This is a genomic window from Cohnella sp. (assembly GCF_041641335.1).
GTDB lineage: Bacteria > Bacillota > Bacilli > Paenibacillales > Paenibacillaceae > Cohnella.
This window is the reverse complement of sequence record NZ_JBEPYQ010000013.1, coordinates 16,733-39,919: the sequence shown is the minus strand read 5'-3', so window position 1 is coordinate 39,919 and position 23,187 is coordinate 16,733. Positions and strand designations below refer to the sequence as shown.

The following is a 23,187-nucleotide window of genomic DNA, read 5'->3' as shown; positions in this document are numbered from 1 at the left end:
CGTGAATCACCCCGTTTTCTTGTCCATCGGTATCTCGATCCGAACGACCGCGCCCCGGCCGGCTTCGTTGTAGAAGTCGATCGTCGCCCTTTCCTGGTACAGCAGCCGAAGCCGTCTTCTCGCGTTCCATATGCCGATCTGCTCCCCGCTCTCGCTTTCCGCCTGCGGTTCCGGGTCCATCGCGAGTCGTTCAAGCACTTCGTGGGGGAACCCGGGTCCGGTGTCCTTAACGTGGATGACCAGCCGGTAATCGCCCGAAGCGCCTTTCGCTTGCGCGACCTCGACGTCGATCCGGATCGGATCGTCCATGTTTACGGCGTATTTGATCGTATTCTCGACCATCGTCTGAACGATGAGCGGCGGAACCTCCTGCTCAAGCAGCTCCTCCGGCTTGTCGACGCGATACTGGAACATGTCAGGAAACCGCAGCTGCTGAATTCGCAAATAGTTCGCCGTGTGGGAAAGCTCGTCGCCGAGCGGCACGAAATAGGAGCTGCTGCGAAACATGAAGCGGAAGTAGGAGACGAGGCATTTGGACATCTCCTGGATAAGGGAAAATTCTTTGACCGTCGCCAGATTGTAAATGATGTTGAGCGTGTTCAGGAAAAAATGCGGGTTGATCTGAAGCTGCAGATGCTTCAGCTCCGCACGCTGATGATTCAGCTTTTCCTCGTATACGTTGATTTTCAGGTCATGGATTTCTTCGATCATCCGATTAAACGTCTCGTTCACGATCTGAAACTCGGTGGACGTCGGCTTCTGCTCCAGCCTGGAGTCCCAGTTGCCGTCCCGAAGCTTGCGCATCGCGACGACGATCCGCTTGACCGGCTTCAGGAAAATGCTCCTCATCATAAAGACGAAGACGAGAAGGAACAGCACCGCCGCGACGGAAATAATCGACGATACCCGTTGAAGATACGGCAGCTTCTGCAATATCTCTTTTTCGGGCACGATCGCCACAAGATTGAAGTTGCCTCGTTCGGATTTCTCGCCCATGACCAGGTAGGTATCTCTGCCTTCTCCGCTGATGGCGTAGGATTCGCTCGGGAACTCCAGGTCGATGCCCTTGTCCTCGATCAAATCGTCATGGCTGATCGGCTCGTTGTCCTCCGTCGTGATGACCGCCGCGCCGGACTCCCCCAGATCGATCAGATTCAAAGGAACCATCAGTTTGTCGCTGCTGATCCACGCCCCCATATATACGTTGCCGGACTTCATGAGATGGAACAAATAGTCGCCGCTCTCGCCGGCCCAGACGTGCCAGCGGGAATAATCGATCGTGCCTGCTTCGCTCTCCACCATTTTCTGCATTTCCTGCCGCGCCAATTCGCGCTCTTCGAAGTTGTCGGGCAGCGTCTGGCTGATCACGAGGTCCCGATTGACCGAAGAGTATACGAAAAAAGCATCCAGAGTAGGATAGTAACCCAGATCGTCCCTCATCGTGTTGAACAGCGTCAGCTTGGCGATATTATAGCGATCCTCATCGCGCGACCTGAGAAATTCCATGTCCAGAATGCTCAAGTTGCTCTCCAGGGTGTTGGCCAAATATTTGTCGATCTCTTCCAGCCTTTGATCGATCTGGCCCATGTACAGGCCGAGCATGTTTTTATTGGATTGGGCAACCTGGTTGCGAACCACGTCCACCGAGTAATAATTGTTAATGACGAGCACGGTTACGAGAGGGACGAAAATGACCAAAACGGCGGCGAAAAATTTGAAACGAAGAGAGTTGACGTAAGGTTGGATTTTGCGCATGGCCGCCGTTCCTCCTTCGTGTTCGTGGACTTGTCATTGTATTATAGCTCTTCCGCAACGTCCGCGATATACGCGGAAAGAAGGGCATGGTCTCCACTGCCCTCCCTCGCCTGACCGGCCTATTGACGCCTTCGTCCTTCCTCGCTAGACTGCCTGTTGCTGCCGTCCGCCCTTTCTTACTTAACCGCCTGTTGCTGCCTCCTGCCGCCATCTCCTCCCTCGCCCGATCCGCCTCTTCTATGGAAGCCTCCGCTCTTTCGCGCGTATTTATCCGTCCGGGCGTCCCGGATGACGCCGCTCCAGTTCATGCCGAAGGCGAAGTCGTAGCGATGGCCGGCCGAATCGACGTATACGTTCATGTCGTGAGGCACGTCTTCGCGCTGCTTCTCCACGGTCTCCATGTTCGCCGGCATCTGGAACGGGAGCAGCGCCTGCGGTTCGTGACGGCCCGAGACAATTTCGAGCAGCGCCTGGTCCTGCACGCCGAAGTGCGCGACAATCGCGTCAGCCGAAGGTTCGAATTCCGCCGCGACGGCCGGGTTCGAGAGCAGAATAGAGACGACGACCGGCTTGCCGTTCATTCGCTCCTTCGTCACCAATACGGTATCCAGATCGCCTTCGTTCGACACGGTTACCGTCTTGCCTTTGTAGGAACGGTTCAGCACGTCCCGCGAATCGCCGGCGAGGCTGGCGTCTCGGGCATGCTCCGCCGTATATGGCCGGTATTGCAGGCTGATCGGCACGTAGCCGTTGCCGCCGGCCGCCGCGTCGGCTTTGCTGTATCCTTTCGTCGAGCGGGGGCTTTCGATGCATACGAGCGCGAAGTCGGCGTCCTCCGGCCGATCGGCGATATCGAAATACTTCCGCACCACGTCCGGGTTGATTGGAAGCTCCTCCGAAGGCGGAACGGGATTACCCATCCAATCGGTGCCGGCCGGTAGCCTCCGCATGGGGATGTACACCTTTTTCCGCTCCCGCTGCGGCAATACCCCGTCGTTCTTGAGCATCACGACCGATTGCAATTGCGCCCGAAAGCCGGCCTCCATGAAGGCAGGGGATCCGACTATGGCGGCGCTTCGCTCGACGTCCAGATAAGGATTCTCGAACAGCCCGAGACGGAACATATTCTTCAGCAGCCGTACCGCCGACTGTTCGAAGCGGTTGCGCATGAACGCTTCTCCATGCTCCCGAACGCCGATGCGGTAAGCCTCGATGACGGGTTCGGCGTCGTTGTTGCCGCCGAACTGGTCCACGCCCGCCATCAGCAGCTTGTAATGGCGTTCGGCGGCCGTATAGCCTTCCTCCACACCCCAGCAGCGTCCGCCCGGGAACAGCCGCGTTATGTCCTCTCCTTCGTCGTCGGTAATTCCCCAGTCCGTGCAGACGACGCCGTCGTAGCCGTATTTTCCGCGCAGCAGATCGTCGATGAGATAAGCGTTGTAAGCATTGCCGACGTTCTCCCCGTTCTTCCGGTCCTGATCCACGGAAATGGTGTAATAGGGCATGACGGCAGAAGCTTGGCCGGTTTTGCCTTCCAGACGGAACGCCCCTTCCGTGAAGGGAAGCAGGTGCTCCTCGAAGTTGCCGCCCGGGTACACCGCATACTTGCCGTAGCCGAAATGAGCGTCCCTCCCCGCTTCTCCCGTGCCGCCGCCCGGCCAATGCTTCACCATCGCGTTTACGCTGTCGCAGCCCCAGCCGTCCGCGATTTCGGCCTCCCCCTCCGACGTCTGGAAGCCGTCGATGTACGCCCGCGTCATATCCGCGGCAAGCCTCGGATCTTCGCCGAATGTCATGCCGAAGCGGAACCAGCGCGGGTCCGTGGCCAGATCCGACTGCGGCGACAGCGCCGTGGCCAGTCCGAGCGCGCGGTATTCCCGCGAGGCGATCTCGCCGAATTCCCGGGCAATCTCCGGCTGGAACGTGGCGGCCAGTCCCATGCTTTCCGGCCACATGGAAATCGCGCCGCCCGCTCCCGCGTTGAATTCCTTCGACGTATCGGAGCTATGGCGAGGGTCTGAGCTGTTGTTGACCGGGATTCCCAGGCCGATGCTCTCGGCGAACGCCTGCACGTTATTGTTCCAGCTCGCCGCGACCTCCGGACTTTGAACGCGGGTGACCAGAATATGGCGGATATGGTCGTGCGCCAGAAACGCGAGCTGCTGGTCGGACAAGTCGCCCGGAGCCGCTCCGCTATCGGCGAAGTTTTTGCCGCCTGCGTACGTGGCCGGGAACCAGCCCATGTTGCCGGGAATCGCCTGGTGGCTGCTGTACAGCATCAGCCCGGCGATCTGCTCGATTGACATTTTGGACGCGAGATCCTTGGCCCTCTCTTCCGGCGGCAGCCTCCAATCCTCGTACGGATCGAGCTTGCCGTCCTTGTTCAGATCTTTGAAGCCGAAGCCGTCCTCGTATAGAATCCGAACCCCCGAAGCTTCGGAATAGCCCAGCACGGGGCCTTGCCCGTTATGCACGTATCGTATCGCCGCTTGCCTGCTCGCCTTCTCCATTCGTTTCCCCTCCGGCAGTTTTTTCGTTTTCGCAGACAGACGGACTACTCCCGCAGCGACAGCAATTCCCCGATGATGGCGTCGAACTGCTCCTGCGCGATGCCGCCGCCCATCGGATTGTTCGCGGCAGCCGCCAGCGGCAGCTTAGCCATGTAGCCCAAGCTGTCGGCGAATCCGGGCGCGTGGCGGTCCAGAATCCGTTTGGCGGCTTCCCATTGCGCCAGTTCCCCCAGACGCATATCGGGACGATAGACGCGATAAGAGAGCTGAGGTCTCTCATACGTGAACGTATACGCCCCGGAACCCGCTTCGACCCGGACGCCGTCCTCTTCTTGACGGACGGAGACGATGCCTTCGGCGTCCGCCAGGCTCGCTTCGCCGCAGCGCACTTGATCGGCAGCCGCTCCGCGCAGCAAGATGGAAGCACCGGCGTTGGCCGGAATCGTCGCCTTCAGTTCGATCCGGTCGACTATGAATGCCCATCCCGCCTCCACCGTGCCGTACATCGACTCGTAGGAAACGCGGGCATGGCTCAGCCTTCCGCCCGTGTAATCGGGCTCCACCCGAATTCGCTTATAGCCCGGACGTTCCTCGTCCGGCGCAAGCCCGGCGACTCTGCGGTACATCCAATCGCCGACAGCGCCGTAAGCGTAATGATTGAAGGAGTTCATGTCGTCGCTCCAGAACGAGCCGTCGGGCTTGATGCCGTCCCAATGCTCCCAGATCGTGGTCGCGCCCTTGGAGACGGAATACAGCCAGGACGGGTACGTTTGCTGCAGCAGCAGCTTGACCGCAGTATCGTGATAGCCGTTGTCGGAGAGCGCGAAACACAGGTACGGGGTGCCGACGAACCCGGTCGTCAGATGGTAGTCGTTATCGACGATCATCTCGTTCAAGTCGAGGGCGATCCGCTGGCGGTCCTTCGCTTCGACGAGGTCGAAGACGAGCGCGAGAACGTGGGCCGTCTGCGTCTGGGCGGCGACCCGCCCGTTCGGCGTGATGAACTCGTCGCGGTACGCCGCGGCGATCCGCTCGGCCAGTTCGCCGTAATAAGCCGCATCCTCCTCGTATTCCAGCAAGCGGGCGGCATCCCGGACGATGCGGGCGGAGAGGGCGAAATAAGCCGCCGTCACCATATGGGGCGGAGTGGCTCCCATGTAGCTGCCTTCCTTGGCATCCAAAGCCAGCCAGTCGCCGAAGTGGAAGCCCGTGTCCCAAATATGCTCGCGTTCTCCTTGGCTGCAAATGTAATCGACCCAGCCCTTCATGCTGTCGTATTGTTCGGCCACAATCCGCTTATCTCCATAGCTGGCGTACAGCGCCCAGGGAACGACCGTCGCCGCGTCGCCCCAAGCCGCCGAATTGTAGCCCTGCAGAATGTTCGGAACGACGAACGGAACGCCGCCGTCCGGCAGCTGGTCGGCCTTCAAATCCCGCAGCCACTTGGCGAAGAACGGTGCGACATTGTAGTTGAACAAGGCGGTCGCCGCGAATACCTGGGCGTCTCCGGTCCAGCCGAGACGCTCGTCGCGCTGCGGACAGTCCGTCGGCACGTCGAGGAAGTTGCCGCGCTGCCCCCACGCGATGTTCCGCTGCAGTTGGTTCACCATTTCGTCGGAACATTCGAACAGGCCGGTATTGTGCATGTCGGAGTGGATCACTTCGCCCGCGAAAGCCTCCAAAGGCAGTCCATCTTCCTGTCCGGGGAACCCCTCCACCTTGACGTAACGGAACCCCTGGAACGAGAAATGGGGAGCGTACGATTCCAAATCCTCGCCCTTCGCGATATAAGTTACGGTCTGCTTGGCGGTACGGATATTACCCATGTAGAAGTTGCCGTTTTTGTCCAGCACTTCGGCGTGTATTAATCGGATCTCCGCGCCCGCCGGGGCTCGGACCTTCAAGCGAATCCGTCCGACCATATTTTGTCCCATGTCGAGAACGGTATCTCCCTCCGGGGTCCGAATTGCAGACACCGGCGTCAACGTTTCCGTAACTCGAGTCGGCACGTTCTCCTGCGCGACCAGCCGGGAATACGTCAAATCGAGCTTCTCCGCCGCGCTCCACGAAGAGTCATTGAAGCCCGGCTCGCTCCAACCCTTCCATTCGCGGCGGGCATCGTAGGTTTCCCCGTCGTACAGCTCGGAGAACAGCACCGGGCCCGTCTCCGTCTTCCACGCTTCGTCGCTGACGATGACCGTCTCCGTGCCATCCCGATATCGAATATGCATTTGCACGAGAACGGCTCTTCTGTCGCCGTAATGGTTGGATTTGTTCTCCCAGCCAAGCCGCCCCTTGTACCAGCCGTTGGCGACCATCGCTCCGAGCGCGTTCCCGCCTTCGCGAACGAGTTCCGTCACGTCGTACGTCTGATATTGCAGTCGCTTGTCATAGCTCGTCCAGCCCGGGGCAAGCTCGTCGTCCCCGACTTTGCTGCCGTTCAAGATGAGCTCGTAGACGCCCAGGGCCGTCGCGTAAATCCGCGCCGACACGATATCCCCGCGGCTCAGCTCGAACGATCGGCGGAGCAGGAAAGCCGGCCCGGCCGCCGGTTCGATCGCCCTCGAATCGGGAGTAATCCACTTCGCCGCCCACTCCCCGGCGGACAACAAAGCCGTCTCCCACCAGTCCGCCTCGCTCCATTCGGACTCCCGGCCAAAGCAATCCCAAGCTTTGACACGGTAATAGTAACGCGTTCGGGACAACGTTTTCGGTCCTTCATACGGAATTAATACCGATTCGTGCGAAACGATACGCCCGCTGTCCCACAGCGGCGCTTCGAAATTCGCTTGCCCGACGGCCACCTGAATCCGGTAAGCCTCCTGAACGGTTCCTTGGCGGTCGGACTGCAGCTTCCAACTGATCCTCGGACGCTTCTCGCCCGTTCCCAGCAGCCGCTGCCGGTATTCCGCCGTTAAGCCGTATATCGTTAATGAACTCATCTGATCGCCTCCGCTTGTTCAATCGTGAATCCCTGCTTCCATTGTACCGACAGGCCGCTCCTGGGCGCTTTCGATTTGCCGACCAAATGTTTGGTTTTCACGACAGATTTGCCGGAGCTCGCATAACGAAGTCCGGAACGCGATTAAGCGCCTCGCAGGACGGGGACATGAACGGATCATTGTCCTTAGCCCATCGCGAGGCGCTTTTCTCGTCGTGCCATATTCTCTTCTTTCTGCATGGCACGCGGTTTCCGGTCAGTCCGGTCTAGACATCCGGTTGAAGCAGACGCCTCTCGAAGATCCGGTCAATCCTTCATCGATCGACTTCAAGCGCGCCGCGCTAAGGGTTCACTCTCCAGACGCCCTCTCCCCACTCGTTTTCCCCGACTCTGACCGCCTCGACGGTCCAGCCCCGGCCGTAATCCGCCGGGAATCCGAGAACGGAATCCGGCTGAGCGGTATAGTATTCGTACAGCCTCAGGCTGAACAAATACGTACGCTCGTCGACCCGGCGCTTGCCGGACAATTCGAAGGTCAGATGGTGAGGATTAGACGTCCCGCGGAAGTATGCGTCCAGCTCCTCCGCTTTTTTCCCCGCTTTCCACTCTTCGCTTACCCATTGAAGCCCTGCGTCCGGATCGCGACGAGCCCACGCGGACGCAAACTCGTTCACCGCTTTCAGAGCGAACAGATACTCCCGCGTGATTTGCGGCGGCAGGTCGGCGGCCGGAACGGTTCCGTCGGGCAGCCTCAGCTCATCCAGAGGAATCAGCGAAGCGGCGACGAACAGCAGCTCATCCTTGCTGACGGACTTGGCCGTGCTGATAGAAAAATAGGTCGATCCGCGCGCGAAATACCAGCTGCCGCTCGCTTCGCTGTCGGGAAGCGGAATCCATACCGCCGTAAAATCGGGAAAATACCGCTTATCGCCGACGACTTCTCCTTGATCCAGCGGCCGCAGGTCCGTCCTGGACTGGTAGATCGCGAAGTGCGGGAACGTCAGCTTTAACGTTCCGTCCCCTGCCTTCTTCGCATCCACGACGTAATCGCTCGCCAGGCCTTTGCGCGGGACATACGGCTCGTACACGCGCGCGCCGTCGGCCTGCTCTCGGATGCGCAGCGCTTCCTCTCTCGTATAGGGGATCGCAGTGAAAAGTTCGGAATCTCGTTCCTTCAGCGAGTACGACTGAAAATACGTTAAGCCCTTCTCCTCCAGCCAATACAGCCGCAGCTGGGACTGATCCTGCCCGAACGCGGCCGTAACCGCTCCCTCGTCGTTAAAGTAGACGGCTTCGGCCTTCAGCGCATCGTTGAGCGCGCAGCGCTCGATCCGACCGTCGCGCCACCGGTACACCACCGTATAGGGACTCGTCCCCGAGCTCGATACGACCTCCGGCCATCCGTCATGATCGACGTCCGCCTCCGAAGCATGTCCGTCCGCCACGGTCAGCAGCGGCTTAGGAACGTCGCCGACGAGCTCGAAGTAACGGCTGATCGAAGCGGCCGCTCCGACGGAGCCCTGGATTTTGACGACCTCTTTCCCGAATAACCACAGGTTGCGAACCGTCACGGGATCGTCCCCGGCATAAGCATATCCCGCAACCGCCCCAAGATCGTAAGATTTGTCCCCGTTTACCAAGGCTCCGTAGAGATTGTCCGTATCGTTCTTGCGGACATAGACGACAATTTTCGGTTCGCGGAAGCCGTCCGCCGCGTACACGCTTGTTTCCTTCACAATCCGTTCCGCCTGCTTTAATCCCCCCGCCAGCAGCCGAACCGAGTCCGAATTCGAGTAGTTCTCCCAGCGCAGCGGTACGTCTCCCTCCGTGACGGCGTGACCGCTTTCGGCAGGCGGCGCGGCGACGGCATTCGCCGTATGCGCGGCCTCGGAGCTTTCGATCGCCTCCGCGTCGGCTTGATTTCCCCGCTCCGCCGCGTGATTGCAGGCAGAGCCCGACAATAGAATCGCAGCGGCAACAAACAGTAGCCTCAATTTCATGATATCACTCCATATGACGTTGATATCTGATTAGACGAGCGAGCTTTGCCTAATGTTGGATGGAAGACAAAGCTGAATCGCTCCGCCGGGGGCTATTTCAACCGAGCGCTTTCATTTTGACCGGCAAGCACACGGTACTGCTTTGGCGTCGCTCCGCACCACTTCCTGAACGTGCGCGTGAAATGGCTCTGGTCGTAAAACCGAAGCGTCTGCGCGATATCCAGCATCGTACGGTCGGTGCCGCGAAGCAGCCTTTTGGCCTCTTCGATCCGTTCCTTCTGGATATATTCGCCGATCGTCAGCTTCGTTTCCCGCTTGAAAAGCTCGGACAAATAGTGCTTGTTCAGGTTCAGACGCCGGGCCAGCAGCTCGTAGTCGATCTCCTGCAGCAGACGGGCCGCGATATACGCCCGGCACTGTTTGACAGCGTAAGAGAGCTTCGAGCTTCGAACCTGATGGACGAGCTCCGTGAACTCGAGAAGCATCCGGTGATGCAGGCTTGCCACCCGGTTGATGTCGGCGACGTTTTCAAACTGCTGAATGTAGCGGTCGCTGAGCGTAAAGGCCACCTCCGAATCCAGCCCTCCTTCGATCGCCGACCTCGTCGCGAGCGCCGCTCCGCATATCGCGAAGTTTTTCTGATTCCTTAACGGATTTTCCTTGCACAAAATTCCCCGCTCCCCGTCCATGGACGCGTTCAGCGCCTTGGTCAGCCTCTCCGCGTCCCCTTCCCGGACGCTATCGAATATCGCGGCCTGAACGGCGAACGAATGGTGATAAAACTCCTTCTGCCGATTTTCAGACAGACTCTGCCCGACGGTCGCCTCCGGATCGCCGGCAGCGTCGCCTCCGTTCCCTTGAGCAAGCGTCTCGACGTCCATTCTTTCCCCATAGGCCAAATAGTGCAGAAGCAGCGCGGTTTGCCGGATTTTCTCGTACGTCTTTACCGGCAACCGGGCGTAATAGCGCAAGGCCTCGTACCGCCTCCCCCGCGGTATGCGCCGTTCCGCGAGAAACCGGTCGACGGCCGCCGCGGTCGGCTCGATCTGGATTATCGGACCGGCAACGAGGGTGCCGAGCGAGCCGCCCTCATACGCAAGCTTGACGAGAATATAGGTTTCGGTATGGGCAAGCACGCGAATGGCCGGACAAGCTTCGCCGACCTCGTTCCATCGCAGCTGCTCCAATAGCTGAGCGGTCTCCGGATACGCAAAGCTGCCGAGCGGGCGATACGGAATCGTAAGCTTCACTCCCCCCTGCGGGTCGAGAAAACAAAGCGGAAGCTGAAGCGTTTCGTGTATCAGGTGAAATACGGACTCCAACTGCTCCGGGCGATGGGCCAGCATCCTTAATCCCTCCTCTGCGTTCTTTGTACAAATAACCAAGTGTCATCCAATCATTTTACGGGATTTTCAACTATATTAAAGTTGCCATTCCAAAAGAAAGGATGTGAGACGGCAAATGAAAGCGGTTATCTTCGATCTGGACGGCGTCATCGTGTCGACGGACGAATACCATTACCAAGCCTGGCTGCGTTTGGCGGAGGAGGAAGGCATTCCGTTCGATAGAGACGTGAATGAGAAGCTGCGAGGGGTCAGCCGCATGGAAAGCCTGGACATCATTTTGGGCGGAGCTTCCCGAACTTATTCCATGGAGGACAGGGCGGCGCTCGCGGAGCGGAAAAACCGGTATTACCGCGAGCTTCTTGAGCAACTTTCGCCCTCGCACATTTTGCCCGGCGTCCCGGCATGGCTGTACGCCCTGAAGTCGCAGGGCATTCTCTCGGCGATCGGGTCCTCCAGCAAAAACGCCAAAGCGATCCTGTATAAAATCGGCCTGCTGAACGCCTTCGACGCCATTGCCGACGGCAACGACATCGTCAACAGCAAGCCGGACCCGGAAGTCTTTCTGCTGGCCGCGCGCCGCATGGGCATTCCGCCTTCCGCTTGCCTGGTCGTCGAGGACGCCGATGCGGGAATCGAGGCGGCGGCCGCCGCGCAGATGAAATCGTTGGCCGTCGGCTCGGCCGCCCGTCATCCCAAGGCCGATCTGTCCGCGCCCGATCTGGCTTCGTTGGATGCAAAGACGGTTATTCATCAATTACTTTTCTAGGAGTTGAGCGCAATGGTAGATTTGAAGGCAAAGCCGTTTTACCTTTCGGACGAGGACATCGCTTGGGTGAACGACACGCTGGCCGGCATGACGGAGGAGGAGAAAATCGGCCAACTGTTCTGTCTGATCGGCTACTCCAGCGACCATGACTATTTAAAGAGACTGGCCGATACGTACAAGGCAGGCGGACTGATGTGCCGGCCGATGCCGATGGAGGAGACGATACGATCGGTCGCGACGCTGCAAACCTATTCCAGGATTCCGATGCTGATCGCGGCCAATCTGGAGAAGGGCGGATCGGGAATCGTCGAGGAAGGTACGACGATCGGCTCGGTTATGCAGGTTGCCGCCACGGACGACGACGACATGGCGTACAAGCTCGGCGTCGTATGCGGGCGCGAAGGCTCCGCGGTCGGCGCCAACTGGTCGTTCGCCCCGATTATCGACATCGATTACAACTTCCGCAATCCGATCACGAATACGCGCACCTTCGGCTCCGACCCCAACCGCGTGCGCCGGATGGGCGTGCAGTACGTAAAGGGCGTTCAAGAGCACGGCGTCGCCGCCTCCATCAAGCATTTCCCCGGAGACGGAGTGGACGAGCGCGACCAGCACCTCGTCGCGTCCGTCAACTCGCTCGGGGTCGAGGAATGGGACCGGACTTACGGCAGAGCGTATCGGGACTGCATCCGCAACGGCGCGATGACCGTCATGGTGGGCCATATTTTGCAGCCGGCCTACAGCAAGCGGCTCGTTCCGGACATCCGGGACGAAGACATTCTTCCCGCTTCTCTAGCCTACGAGTTAACGACCACGCTGCTGAGAGAAAAACTTGGCTTTAACGGACTTGTCGTGACCGATGCCTCCACGATGGCCGGCATGATGATCCCGATGCCCCGCAGCCAGGCCGTTCCGCAAGCGATCGCCGCCGGGTGCGATATGTTCCTGTTCACCCGCAGCCTGGAAGAGGATTACGAATATATGAAACAGGGCGTGCAAAACGGCATCGTGACGCAGGAGCGGCTGAATGACGCGCTAACCAGAATCCTTGGACTGAAAGCCGCCCTGCAGCTTTATCGGAAGCAGCGGGACGGAACCCTGATCCCCTCCCTGGAGAAGGCGAAAACGATCGTCGGCGCCAAGGAGCACCGGGAATGGTCCAAGGAATGCGCGGACAAAGCCGTGACGCTCGTAAAAGAAGAAGCCGGCGTGCTGCCGATCACTCCCGAGAAGTACAAGCGAGTGCTCTACTATGACATCGAAGCCGCGGAAGGCTACGCCTATTCCGTCAGGGCCGGCGTGGCCGAAATGGTCATGAACAAGCTGAAGGCCGAAGGCTTCGAGGTCGACCGTTTCGAGCCGAGGCCGGGCTTCGAAGGCATGCTTGCGCCGCAAAGCGACGTCGTCGGAAAATACGATCTGATCGTCTATCTCGCCAACATGACGACCAAGAGCAACCAGACCGTCGTCCGCATCGAATGGAAGCAGCCGATGGGCGCCAACGTTCCGGTCTACATGAGCAGCGTGCCTACCCTGTTTATGTCCGTCGAAAACCCTTACCATCTGCTGGATGTGCCCAGAGTAAAAACCTACATCAACGCCTACAACTCGAACGACAACGTCTTGAACGCCTTGATCGACAAGCTGATGGGCCGCTCCGAGTTCAAAGGCTCGAGCCCCGTCGACGCCTTCTGCGGAATGTGGGATACGCGTCTCTGATCGCCTTCGGCTAGTACGGTCGTACAAGATGATCGATTAAGAAAAAGTGCATGTATCTCCTGGAGACGCCTCATACGGTCCTGAAATCACCTTGTGACGGGTTTACCGTTCCCATTTCAGGATCGTATAGCATCGTAAGGAGATACATGCACGATAACATTCTCTATCGATCACCCATTGAGTACGACTCTTTTTACTTATGGGACAGCCCCAATCGCTCGAATTGCTCGACCGGCGCCTCACAGTCCTTCATCGCCTGCGCAAGCTTCCAGGCATAGCCCGCTTCAAGCCCCGCATCGGCAATCGGCGCTTGCTGCCCGTAATCGGTATCCATATCGTATAACCGGGATTCCCGAACATGCTCGAGCAGCGAGTACGGCGTCCCTTCGCGGCTGACCGGGAATCGAAAGACGGGATACTCCGTGTAGGGCAGAAATCTTCCCGTCTCTATGCCGGCGGGGTCCTCTTTGCCGTAATAGCCCTTGAATTTCGTCGGCATGGCCGTGTACGCATAGCAGGGCGTATTGTCTTCGCGAACGGGGGCTCGCAAATAGGTATATCGGCCGTCCGTCAGGTTGACCGTCATTCCGAACATGCCGAACAAGGCATAGTCTCTTAGGCGTTTCTTTTCTCCCCGAGCGATGGGCAGAAGCGACCGTCCTCTTACCCGGGAAGGAATGTCCAGTCCGAAATAATCCAGCAGGGTAGGCATGAGGTCCATATTTTGCGTCAGCGCGCCTATTCGTCTCCCTTCCGCAGGCACGCCCGGCACGTGCAGCATAAGCGGCAAATGCGCGATCTCGTTGTAGACGTGCATGACGTTTTTGCCGGTCATCCCGTGCTCGCCAAGAAGAAAACCGTGGTCCGTCGTCAAGACGACCAGCGTATCGTCCCACATCCCGAGCTCGTCCATTTTATCCAGCAGCTCGCCCAGCCAGCGATCGATCATCGTCACCTTCGCCGCATAGCGCCGTTGAAGATGCAGGGCGGCCTCCGGCGAGTCGGTCGCGCGGCCGTACCTCGGCCAGGTATAGCGGGGACCGGTGTAATCGTCCCCGTACAGGTCCAGGTAGGTCTGCGGCGTATCGAACGGCTCGTGCGGATCGAAGGCCTCCACCATCAGAAAAAACCGGTCGGCCTCCCGATTGTCCTCCAGCCAGCGGCAAGCCGCTTGCATCGTCCTCGGACCCGGATAGTCGGCTTCCTCCCGCCAAACGGTCCGATTTTTCTCGTATTGCGGCCGGGTTTGGCCATAGATCTCTTCCGCTGGATTCTGCGGCCGTACGCGCGATATCCAAGGATCGGATTCTTGTCCGCGGTGCAAATCCCACGAATCGAACGCCTGGCAGTAATTCTCTCCGCCCGTCCCGAAGTAGTGATAGTGATCGGTCACGATATGGGAGAATATCCGTCCTTCCCTCAGCTTCTCCGGCAGCGTCTCATCGAACGGCTCCAGCCCGCCCCAGCCTCTCTCCAGAAAGTCCGGACGACCGGTCAGGATGTCCCGGCGCGCAGGCATGCAGGGCAGGGAGCCGGCCCAATGCTGATCGAAAACGACGCATTTCTCCGCCAGCCTCGCCAGATTGGGCGCCTTTACAAAGGTATCGGGGTTATAGGCTTGGAGCATGCGGCGGTTCAGCGTGTCCAGCAAAACGACGATCGCTTTCAAACTGCTCTCCCCTTTCGCGCTGAGATCACCTTTTCAGATGATTCATTTTGGAGCGGAGCTTCCGCTGCGCTTCTTCCGCTGCAGAGTCCGTCTCCGTCGCCGACAATTCCCGGGGGTGCTTCAGCCGCAGCGCCTCGGCCTGCTCCGAACGACCGGTCGCCTGCAGTCGCGGTAAGTAATTTTTTAAATATCCTCTCGCGTGGAACGGCCCGCCTTCCTTCATCACCGTCCAGAGCGGGTCCCGGTCGTCCCCCGAACGGAGCATCCTCTCTTCATGCCATTCATTCAAATAATAGACCGCCTGCAGGCATACCTCTCTGCGTTCTTCCGCTACGTTGCGCTGTTCATGCGGATCTTCCGCCAGATTGAAGAGCATTTCCTTGTCGAACAGATGGAAGCCGTCATGATACGTTCGAATATAGATCCAGTCTCCGAACCGGACGCTTCGCTGCACGACATGCGCGCATTGCGATACGACGAGATATTCGCGGCCGCAGTCGGCTCCCTCTTTTAACGCTGCGGCATAGCTTTCCCCGTCCCAGCTCGCCATCGGTTTCAGCCCCATCATTTCCGCCAACGTCGGCAGCAGATCGAGATGGTAATGGAGTCCTTCGTCGACCGCTCCCTGCCGCATCCCCGGCCAGCGAACGATCATCGGCAGCCGGCAAGTGCCGTGATCGGCGGTCGCATGCTCGGCGTAAATGCCGAGCTGACCGTTGTTCTCCCCATGGTCCGCGGAGATGATAATGACCACATCGTCCATCACTCCCTCCTCTTCTAACGCGGCGAACAACCGACCGAGATGTTCGTCCATATACCGGATGCCGCAATCGTAATTGTCGATCAGAGTGCGCAAGTCCTTCATATCCTTGATCTCGCCCAGCTGTCTGGGGAACTGCGGGCTGGTCTCGTTCGTATACGTTGAATTCACGAAGTCGATCGTCAGCTCTTGCGCCGAGTGCGATCCCACCTGCTGACGGTGGCGCTCGATGACCGATTCGTCGAACCATCCCGGCAGCGGATCGTTCTCGAACGGATTGCCGTATTCGTCCGGGACGCGGAGCGGCGTATGGGGGTCCCAATAATTGACGTACAGGAACCAATCGTTCTCCTTGGCCTTGCGGCGAATCCAATCCAGCGCGACCGGCGTCACCTCTTCGGCCGACTCGTTGCCGTAACGGCCGGTGTTCATGATTTCATTAAAGCCTGCATAGAAGTTGAAGGTCGAATGGCGCTGGGCGAACGGACTGATCAGCGCGGTGTTCATATCGGCCATCAATTGAAGATAGGAGGGCAGAGAATCCCCTCGCGAAAGCCGGCCCATCAGTTGCCGCCCGGAGCCTTCCGGCTTCATGTCCCCGGCCGTGCCGCCGTGCCCGACCAGGCCGTTGCGAATGCCGAACTGTCCGCTCATCAACGCCGTACGGGACGGGGCGCATGGCGCGTCCGAGGTATAGTAGTTGGCGAACCGCACCCCCTGGGAAGCGATTCGGTCGATATTGGGCGAAGTGTTGCGGTGATACCCGTAGCATCCCAGATGCGTCGGGTTCGTAGAATCTAGATCCAAAAACAATATTCTCATCTCGGTCGTTCCTCCTCGTCTGACTATTCGATAACCGGAAGCTTTGTCGCTTCCGGCGGCACCGCCCATCGTTCGGGCTCGGGCACGTCGACCGCGCTTCCCCATCTGCCCAGCAGCGCGTAATGCTCGGCCAGCTCTTCCTGTTTTTCTACAATCGCTTCGATATCCCAAGTGCTTCGCAGATGCTCCAGAAAAGCTTGCTCGACCGGACGCTCCTCGCTACGAACATTCCGCAGCTCGGACGGATCCGCCTGCAAGTCGAACAACTGGTTATGCTCTTCGTGATAAGCGTAGGCGACGTACTTCCATCTCCCCTGCCGCAGCATGCGCGCCGGAATTAGACGACCCTCGTAGCGGAATATCGTTTCGCTTACGACCATCCGCTCGCGATCCTCTTCCCCGCCGGACAACTGGGGACGCAAGCTTCGGCCTTCGCATCTTGGCGGGGGAGCGGCCGCCCCGGCCAGATCGCAAAGCGTCGGCCCCACGTCAAGCATGCTGACCGGCTGCGACAGCGTGCGTCCGGCCGTCACGCCGTCCCCGGCGAAGATCATCGGAATTTTTACCGAGCCTTCGTAGAAGGTCCGCTTGCCGATCAGACCGTGCTCTCCTGCCTGTTCGCCGTGATCGGACAAATACACGAACGCCCCTTGGCGTTCCCTCCGCCGCAAATAGCCTTCCCAAGCCTCCCGGACTTGGCCGAGCTGTCCGTCGATCGTCTCGATCATGCCGAAATAAGCGGCCCGCACCTTCAGCAGCGTCTCCTCGTGGAGCCCGTCCTGTCGGAGCTGCGCGAGGATCGGGTTGGCGCTGTCCGCCCGGAAGGACGCCGGGATATCCACCCGCTTCTTATAGTAGGAATAGCTGTCCGGCGGCGCGACGAACGTATGATGCGGGCCGTAGGTGCCCACCACGATGCATTGCGGCTTTTCGTGATCCCGGCTCAAATAGTCGAGCGCGGCCCGGACGACTGCCCGGTCGTACGCCAGCACGGGGGAGTCGCCTCCCCCGACGATTTTCAAGCTCCGATTCGCCATTGTTCCCGCGTACGGGCCCAGGTCGCTTCGGGCCTTTCCGTACCGTCCCCAGAACAGCGGCGTCATCTCGCCCATAATCCGCTTGGTGAAGCCGTGACGCTGATCTTCGCCCAGAAAGTGCATCCTCCCGCAAAGCACGGTCTCGTAGCCTTCGGCGGCAAGGCTGTGCAGGAAAGTCGTCTGCGCGCTTCCAATGGCTCCGTCGTTCGTATAGATCCCCGTCTTCTCCGGCAGCCGCCCGGTCAGCATCGACGCTCTTGCAGGCACGCACTGCGGCGCGGCCGTATAAGCGTTGTTCATCGCCGTTCCGTCGGCCGCAAGGCGGTCCAGGTGGGGCGTCCGCACAAGGCCATGCCCCATATAGCCGGCGTAGTTCGCGTGGTGCTGATCCGACAGGAAGACAAGAATATCCGGTTTGCTCAAGATCCGTCCTTCCCCCTTTACCCTTTTACCGAACCTAGCATCATGCCTTTATTAAAATGCTTCTGCAAGAACGGATAGACGACCAGCAGAGGCAGCGCGGTAATGATGACGGCCGCCATCTTGACCGCCGGCGTATAGCGGAAATCTCCGGATTCGGCCTCCATCCCTGACGACGATACGACGAGCATCTGCCGCAAGTACACCTGGAGCGGCCAATCCGCCGAGTCGTTGATGAACAAGATGGCGTAAAAATACGTATTCCAGTTAAACACCGCGTAAAAAAGCGTAAACGTCGCGATGGACGGCATAGACAGCGGAATGATGATTCTGAGGAACAGCCTCAGCTCCGAGCAGCCGTCGATGCGCGCGGCTTCCTCCAGCTCGTTCGGAATGCTCTGAAAGAAGCTCCGCATCACGATCAGATTAAACGGGGCAATCGCCATGTTCAGATACAACGCCCAATAGCTGTTGATCAGCCCCAGCTCCCGAATGACCAGATACGTCGGAATAATGCCGCCGGAGAAAATCATCGTGAACAGCACCAGAAAATTCAGCAGGCGGCGTCCTTTCAGCCAGGTCTTGGACAAGCCGTAAGCCATCAGACTGGTCAGCACGATGTTGATCGCCGTCCCGCACACCGTAATGACGACGGAGTTTTCAAACGCGCCAAGAAAGTTGGCGTTGCTCAGCAAGTAACCGTACGCTTCGATGGTCCATTCCTTCGGCAAAAGGAAGAAGCCGCGATTCAGAATCTCGTGCTCCGTTGCGAACGAGCTGGAGACGACATAGAGGAACGGAAAGAGCAGGCAGACCAAAGCGGCGATCAAAATCAAGTAAACGATTCCGGTAAATAGGGGATCCTTCCCGCGCAGATCGTATTTCGTTCGCATGTCAGTAAACCCCCTCTTCGCCGAATTTCTTGGACAGCTTGTTCGCAAGGATGATCAATACCAGTCCGACGCAGGATTTGAACAGCCCGACGGCCGTCGTGTAGCTGAATTCGCCTTGCAGCACGCCTGTCCGATACACGTACGTATCGAAGACATCCGACACGGATAAGTTGAGCGAGTTTTGCATGAGATAGATATGCTCGAAACCGATATCCATGACGTGCCCGAGTCTGAGGATGAAGAGAATAATAATGACAGAACGCAGCGCGGGCAAGGTGACATGCCAGATTTGCCTCCAACGGTTGGCTCCGTCGACGACTGCGGCCTCGTACAAGGTCGGATTGATCGAAGCCAGCGCCGCCAGGAAGATGATGGCGTTCCAGCCCGCCTCCTTCCAGATGTTCTGGATCAAGTACGTCCACCGGAAAAAGTCCGGATCGGTCATCACCTCCAGGGGCGACATCCCCGAATTGACCAAAGCTTTGTTTACCGCGCCTTCCTGCGTCGAGAAGAGGATGACCGTAATCCCGACGACGACGACCCAGGACAGAAAGTGCGGCATGTAGATGACCGTCTGAACGACTTTGCGAAACCACTGCCGCCTCACTTCGTTCAGCACCACGGCGATTAAGATCGGGGCCGGGAAAAATAAAAACAGATTCAAGGCGCTTAATACCATCGTGTTGCGCAGCAGCGACCAGAAATCCGGCTCCCCGAACAACCGCGCGAAATGCGCGAATCCTACCCATTCGCTCTTGAAGAATCCGCCGAACGGATTGAAATCCTGAAACGCGATAAGGATTCCCCCCATGGGAATGTAGCGAAAAATAAGGAAAAACAACAAACCCGGAAGAATCATGAGGTAGAGCGGAAAACCTCTTCTCCATTCCTTCCACGCTTCGCCCCTGCGTCCGCCGACCCGCGAAACGTTTAATCCTGCTTCCTGCCGCATCGTCGCTCCCCCTGTACAATGGATTAATCTCGCCATTCATCTTACCGGGGAAGCGCAGGAGTGTCGTTATCCGATCGTCTGATTTGTAATCCTGACCTCGAAGACGCCGGACGTTTCTTCGCTGTCCCGGTATCCGATGCGAACCGCCTTGGCGCGAATAACCAGCCGTCCCGGAGCCAGAACGATAGGGGAAGTATACAGCTTCCAGCGCGGCTCGTCTCCTCCGTCCGTCTTATAGGCGATGGACGCGCCCTGCGTCGCCGAATGCAGCATGATTGCGGTCGGCTCCGCGAATACGCCCTCCGACTGCGGCTCGATGCCCAAGCTTGAGCGGCCAAGGGGCACGAAAAGCGGCGCGGCCGTCCGGGGCTGCTTTCCTCCCGGCCACATGCGCTCGACCATTTCCGCTTCCGGTACGTCGCCCCAGACGTCATACTCGTTCCTCCAGGCGTCCAGCGCCCCGCGCAGCCGTTCCAACGGTTCGCGGCAATCGGGATCGGACGCCAAATTGTTCGTCTCGAACGGATCGCGCTCGCAATCGTACAGTTCTTCGGGCGGTCGCCCCCGCATCAAGAGCCTCTGCTCCTCCTCAAGCCGCCCCTCCAGCTCCAATCGCCATAGCTCCCGAAACATCGGATGGTTGTGGCTGAATTTGACCCATTGCAGATAAGGGGAGCCGGGATAATAATTGCGAATATACTTGAAGCGCCGGTCGCGAACGGCTCTGACCATGTCGTAGGCTTCGTCGTACCGGTCTCGAGTGGCGAACACCAGCTCCCGAGGCTTCGCCTCGCCGCCCAGAAACGGCCGGCCTTGAAGATGGCAAGGAAGCGACGTACCGGTCAGCGTCAGTACGGTAGGAGCCAGATCGATCAGACTGACCAGCTCGTCGCTAGTCCGCCCCGGCTCGACGAGACCCGGCGCCCGGACGATCAGCGGAACGCGAATTCCGGCGTCGTACGGCCAGCGCTTGGCGCGGGGCAAGCCTTCGCCGTGATCGCTCCACAAAAACACGATCGTATTCTCCGCCAACCCGTCCTCCTCCACCTCGGCCAGCAGCTTGCCGACGAAAGCGTCCGCCTCTTCGATCAGGTCGTAATACTTGGCCAAGGATGCGCGGGACTCCGGCGTATCCGGAAGATACGGCGGCAGCTTCACGTCGTTCGGATCGGTTTTCGCCTCGACGTCGGACGACGAATCCTCTCCCGCGTATTTGCGCATCAGATTGCCCCACATCGCGCTTTCGTGCGTCAGCATATGATTAAAGACGGCGAAGAACGGCTGCCCCGGCTCGCGGTGCCGCCAATGAGCGTGCCTGCCGTCTTCGTCCCAAGCCGTAAGGGGGGAAGGAAATTGATAGTCGGTTTTGAAGTTATTCGTGCAGTAATAGCCCTCCGCTCGCAAATATTCCGTGAACGCTTTCACATAAGGAGGCGGCACGACGGCGTAGGGCGTCGGCAGCTCCGGCGTGAACGGGTTGACATGCTCCGTTCGCATATGATGCGCGCCGATCGAAGTCGGGTACATCCCCGTGATGACGGCGGAGCGACTGGGCGAGCATACTCCCGCTACGGCGAACGCGTTGCGGTATAGCCTGCCTTGTTCGGCGAACGCATCGATATTCGGAGTTCTCGCCAGCTCGTCCCCGTAGCACCCGAACCTTGGGCTCGTGTCCTCCAACGAAATCCATAGTACGTTAGGCTTCTGCATGTACGTTCATTCCTTTTCCGTAAAGAAATAAATCCCCCGACAGGAATCACATGGAGTCCCGGTGATTTCCTGAAGGGGGCCGTTAATCAAGACTAGCCGTTATAGGATGCGTTGATTTCTTCGATGATTTTGTTGCCTCCGCCCGCAAGCCAATCCGCCGACGCTTGCTCGATCGCGTCGACCGGAAGCTGTCCCATGATGATCTTCGTGGCCGCTTCCATGAATTTCATATCCAGATTGGCGCCGCTCTTGTTCATCGTATCGGATTCCAGTCCGGCAGCCGGGTTATTCCACTTGTGCTTTTCATTGGTCGCGAACATGCCCCGAATCATTTCGTGTTTCGCCGTATCCTCCCACTTGTACATCTGAATGCCGGGATCGAACGGGCGATACACCCAGTTGTTGAGCAGGTTTTGACGGTCCTTGTCCGCCGCTTCTAGCTTCTCGTACCGGTCTTCGGAAACTTTATTGTAGTGCACGCCTTCGATGCCGTGTTTGATGAAATCCGAGCCTTCCGGAGACAGGAAGTAGTCGAGAATCATCAGAATCCGCTGCTGCTTCTTGTCGTCGATATGGCCATTGATCGCGAATTTATCCAGCATCGGCAGCGTCCACGTGCCTGTTAAGCCCGTCGGACCTGCGGGCGGCTCGATCGGCGTGACGACGGCATTCGGGTCAAGACGCGTAACCTTGTCAATACTCTCGTTCCATTGGTTCGGATTCAAATACGAAATCCCGATCTTATTGCCTTCGAACTTCTCGAGCACGGCTCTGATCTTGTTAACGGCAAAGTCCTTATCCAGTACGCCCTCGACATACGCTTTGTTCATGTAGGCCAGGAAGCTCTTCCACTCTTCCGTCTGCGTCTGGTAAGGCATCAGCTTGCCGTCCTGCTCGAACCATAGGTTGGCCAGCCCGAAGCCTGCCATAATGTGTTCGGCTTCCATGATTCGGTTCGTCGCCGAATCGATATAGAAGGAGATTCCCGTCGTATCGTGCTGTTTGTTTCCATCCGGATCCTGAGTGGCGAACGCTTTGGCCACGACAAACAGCTCGTCCAGGTTCGTCGGCATCTCCAGATCGAGCTTCTTCAGCCAATCTTCGCGAATGGATAAGCTGTCTCTCGCTTCCGTCAGGTAGAACGGCAGTCCGAACATGCGGTCCTGGGGATTCAACTTCCGCAACGCCTCCTGCGGAATCGCGGCCAGATTCGGGTATTGTTCCAGCACCGGCAGAATATCCATGAACAGCCCTTGCTTTTTCCATTTGTTGTATTCGTTGTAGAGCACATAGAACGCATCCGGGAAATCGTTCGAGGCCGCCATGACGTTCAGCTTCTCCTGGTAATTGGCCGCGGGCACCCATTGGATTTTCAGATTGACGTTGAATTTCTCGTTAAGCGCCTGAATCATTGGATGATCCTCGGACCAGCCCCCGCCCTGGAAGGCGCGCACCATCCAGGTAATGTCCAGCTTTTCGCTCAGGCCGTCGGCGCCTCCTCCCGCACCGCCTGTCTGGGCCGTGCCCGTCCCCCCTGCAGTCGCTTCTCCCGCCCCTTTGCTTGAGCTGGCGCAGCCCAGAACGACACTTGCCAGCAGCAGGAGAACGCAACCGGTCGAAAACATCTTTTTCATCGGCAAACCCCTTTCGTGTATGTGGATACGCCCTTAATCATATCAATTTCTGTTGAAAGCGCTTTACACAATTCTCTGATTTGTTATCCTGCAGGGGACGTTTCTTCGCTGAAGCGGATCGGGATCCGAACAACGACAACGGTTCCCCGCTCATGGAACGAAGAGAGCTGCAAGCCGTAGCCTTCCCCGTATTTCAACAGCAGCCGGGCATGCACGTTGGCGATTCCGAGGGAGTCCGACTGAACGTAGTCGT

General features: G+C 58.5%; 15 protein-coding genes. 2 read left to right on the top strand and 13 right to left on the bottom strand.

The features are described from left to right. Positions 1-6 precede the first annotated feature (6 nt). From ACESLM_RS06075 to ACESLM_RS06055, 5 genes are all read right to left on the bottom strand, one after another. Positions 7-1,755, bottom strand: a complete 1,749-nt coding sequence (locus ACESLM_RS06075) for a sensor histidine kinase (protein ID WP_372630655.1) — start codon at positions 1,753-1,755, stop codon at positions 7-9. Between the two features lie 176 nt (positions 1,756-1,931). Further along, entirely contained in the window at positions 1,932-4,265 is a 2,334-nt protein-coding gene (locus ACESLM_RS06070; RefSeq protein WP_372630654.1) for a glycoside hydrolase family 3 protein, read from the bottom strand. A 44-nt stretch (positions 4,266-4,309) separates the two neighbouring features. Next, entirely contained in the window at positions 4,310-7,207 is a 2,898-nt protein-coding gene (locus ACESLM_RS06065) for a family 78 glycoside hydrolase catalytic domain (protein WP_372630652.1), read from the bottom strand. Positions 7,208-7,547: 340 nt separating this feature from the next. Beyond that, entirely contained in the window at positions 7,548-9,206 is a 1,659-nt protein-coding gene (locus tag ACESLM_RS06060; protein WP_372630650.1) for a hypothetical protein, read from the bottom strand. A gap of 92 nt (positions 9,207-9,298) precedes the next feature. Next, positions 9,299-10,552 carry a helix-turn-helix domain-containing protein gene (locus tag ACESLM_RS06055; protein ID WP_372630648.1) on the bottom strand — a complete coding sequence of 418 codons (1,254 nt, stop codon included), beginning with the start codon at positions 10,550-10,552 and terminating at the stop codon, positions 9,299-9,301. 115 nt (positions 10,553-10,667) lie between these two features. On the opposite strand from ACESLM_RS06055, the gene pgmB reads away from it, so the two are divergent. Both pgmB and ACESLM_RS06045 read left to right on the top strand, forming a co-directional pair. Further along, positions 10,668-11,318: a beta-phosphoglucomutase gene (gene pgmB, locus ACESLM_RS06050; protein WP_372630646.1), complete on the top strand. Its 651-nt coding sequence runs from the start codon at positions 10,668-10,670 to the stop codon at positions 11,316-11,318. A 12-nt stretch (positions 11,319-11,330) separates the two neighbouring features. Beyond that, complete coding sequence (locus ACESLM_RS06045) at positions 11,331-13,037, top strand: glycoside hydrolase family 3 protein (protein WP_372630644.1); 1,707 nt, start codon at positions 11,331-11,333, stop codon at positions 13,035-13,037. 193 nt (positions 13,038-13,230) lie between these two features. Here ACESLM_RS06045 and ACESLM_RS06040 read toward each other — a convergent pair whose 3' ends face one another. From ACESLM_RS06040 to ACESLM_RS06005, 8 genes are all read right to left on the bottom strand, one after another. Further along, positions 13,231-14,706 (bottom strand): sulfatase, encoded by a 1,476-nt coding sequence (locus ACESLM_RS06040; protein ID WP_372630642.1) that lies wholly within the window; start codon positions 14,704-14,706, stop codon positions 13,231-13,233. Positions 14,707-14,731: 25 nt separating this feature from the next. Next, a complete protein-coding gene (locus ACESLM_RS06035; protein WP_372630640.1) occupies positions 14,732-16,288 on the bottom strand; it encodes a sulfatase family protein in 1,557 nt (518 codons plus the stop codon). Between the two features lie 23 nt (positions 16,289-16,311). Beyond that, a complete protein-coding gene (locus ACESLM_RS06030; protein WP_372630638.1) occupies positions 16,312-17,748 on the bottom strand; it encodes a sulfatase family protein in 1,437 nt (478 codons plus the stop codon). A gap of 17 nt (positions 17,749-17,765) precedes the next feature. Beyond that, positions 17,766-18,638: a carbohydrate ABC transporter permease gene (locus tag ACESLM_RS06025; protein ID WP_372630636.1), complete on the bottom strand. Its 873-nt coding sequence runs from the start codon at positions 18,636-18,638 to the stop codon at positions 17,766-17,768. Between the two features lies 1 nt (position 18,639). After that, positions 18,640-19,590 (bottom strand): ABC transporter permease, encoded by a 951-nt coding sequence (locus ACESLM_RS06020; RefSeq protein WP_372630634.1) that lies wholly within the window; start codon positions 19,588-19,590, stop codon positions 18,640-18,642. 66 nt (positions 19,591-19,656) lie between these two features. Further along, complete coding sequence (locus tag ACESLM_RS06015; RefSeq protein WP_372630632.1) at positions 19,657-21,300, bottom strand: sulfatase family protein; 1,644 nt, start codon at positions 21,298-21,300, stop codon at positions 19,657-19,659. Positions 21,301-21,392: 92 nt separating this feature from the next. After that, on the bottom strand, positions 21,393-22,934 hold the full coding sequence (locus ACESLM_RS06010) for an extracellular solute-binding protein (RefSeq protein ID WP_372630630.1): 1,542 nt from the start codon (positions 22,932-22,934) through the stop codon (positions 21,393-21,395). Positions 22,935-23,017: 83 nt separating this feature from the next. Beyond that, the coding region (locus tag ACESLM_RS06005; protein WP_372630727.1) for a sensor histidine kinase at positions 23,018-23,187 on the bottom strand (170 nt) is incomplete at its 5' end.

What these genes read in the sequence shown, in the direction of transcription:
- ACESLM_RS06075 (WP_372630655.1), bottom strand. Translation starts at nt 1,755, where the DNA reads ATGCGCAAAATCCAACCTTACGTCAACTCTCTTCGTTTCAAATTTTTC.
- ACESLM_RS06070 (WP_372630654.1), bottom strand. Translation starts at nt 4,265, where the DNA reads ATGGAGAAGGCGAGCAGGCAAGCGGCGATACGATACGTGCATAACGGG.
- ACESLM_RS06065 (WP_372630652.1), bottom strand. Translation starts at nt 7,207, where the DNA reads ATGAGTTCATTAACGATATACGGCTTAACGGCGGAATACCGGCAGCGG.
- ACESLM_RS06060 (WP_372630650.1), bottom strand. Translation starts at nt 9,206, where the DNA reads ATGAAATTGAGGCTACTGTTTGTTGCCGCTGCGATTCTATTGTCGGGC.
- ACESLM_RS06055 (WP_372630648.1), bottom strand. Translation starts at nt 10,552, where the DNA reads ATGCTGGCCCATCGCCCGGAGCAGTTGGAGTCCGTATTTCACCTGATA.
- pgmB (WP_372630646.1), top strand. Translation starts at nt 10,668, where the DNA reads ATGAAAGCGGTTATCTTCGATCTGGACGGCGTCATCGTGTCGACGGAC.
- ACESLM_RS06045 (WP_372630644.1), top strand. Translation starts at nt 11,331, where the DNA reads ATGGTAGATTTGAAGGCAAAGCCGTTTTACCTTTCGGACGAGGACATC.
- ACESLM_RS06035 (WP_372630640.1), bottom strand. Translation starts at nt 16,288, where the DNA reads ATGAGAATATTGTTTTTGGATCTAGATTCTACGAACCCGACGCATCTG.
- ACESLM_RS06025 (WP_372630636.1), bottom strand. Translation starts at nt 18,638, where the DNA reads ATGCGAACGAAATACGATCTGCGCGGGAAGGATCCCCTATTTACCGGA.
- ACESLM_RS06020 (WP_372630634.1), bottom strand. Translation starts at nt 19,590, where the DNA reads ATGCGGCAGGAAGCAGGATTAAACGTTTCGCGGGTCGGCGGACGCAGG.
- ACESLM_RS06015 (WP_372630632.1), bottom strand. Translation starts at nt 21,300, where the DNA reads ATGCAGAAGCCTAACGTACTATGGATTTCGTTGGAGGACACGAGCCCA.
- ACESLM_RS06010 (WP_372630630.1), bottom strand. Translation starts at nt 22,934, where the DNA reads ATGAAAAAGATGTTTTCGACCGGTTGCGTTCTCCTGCTGCTGGCAAGT.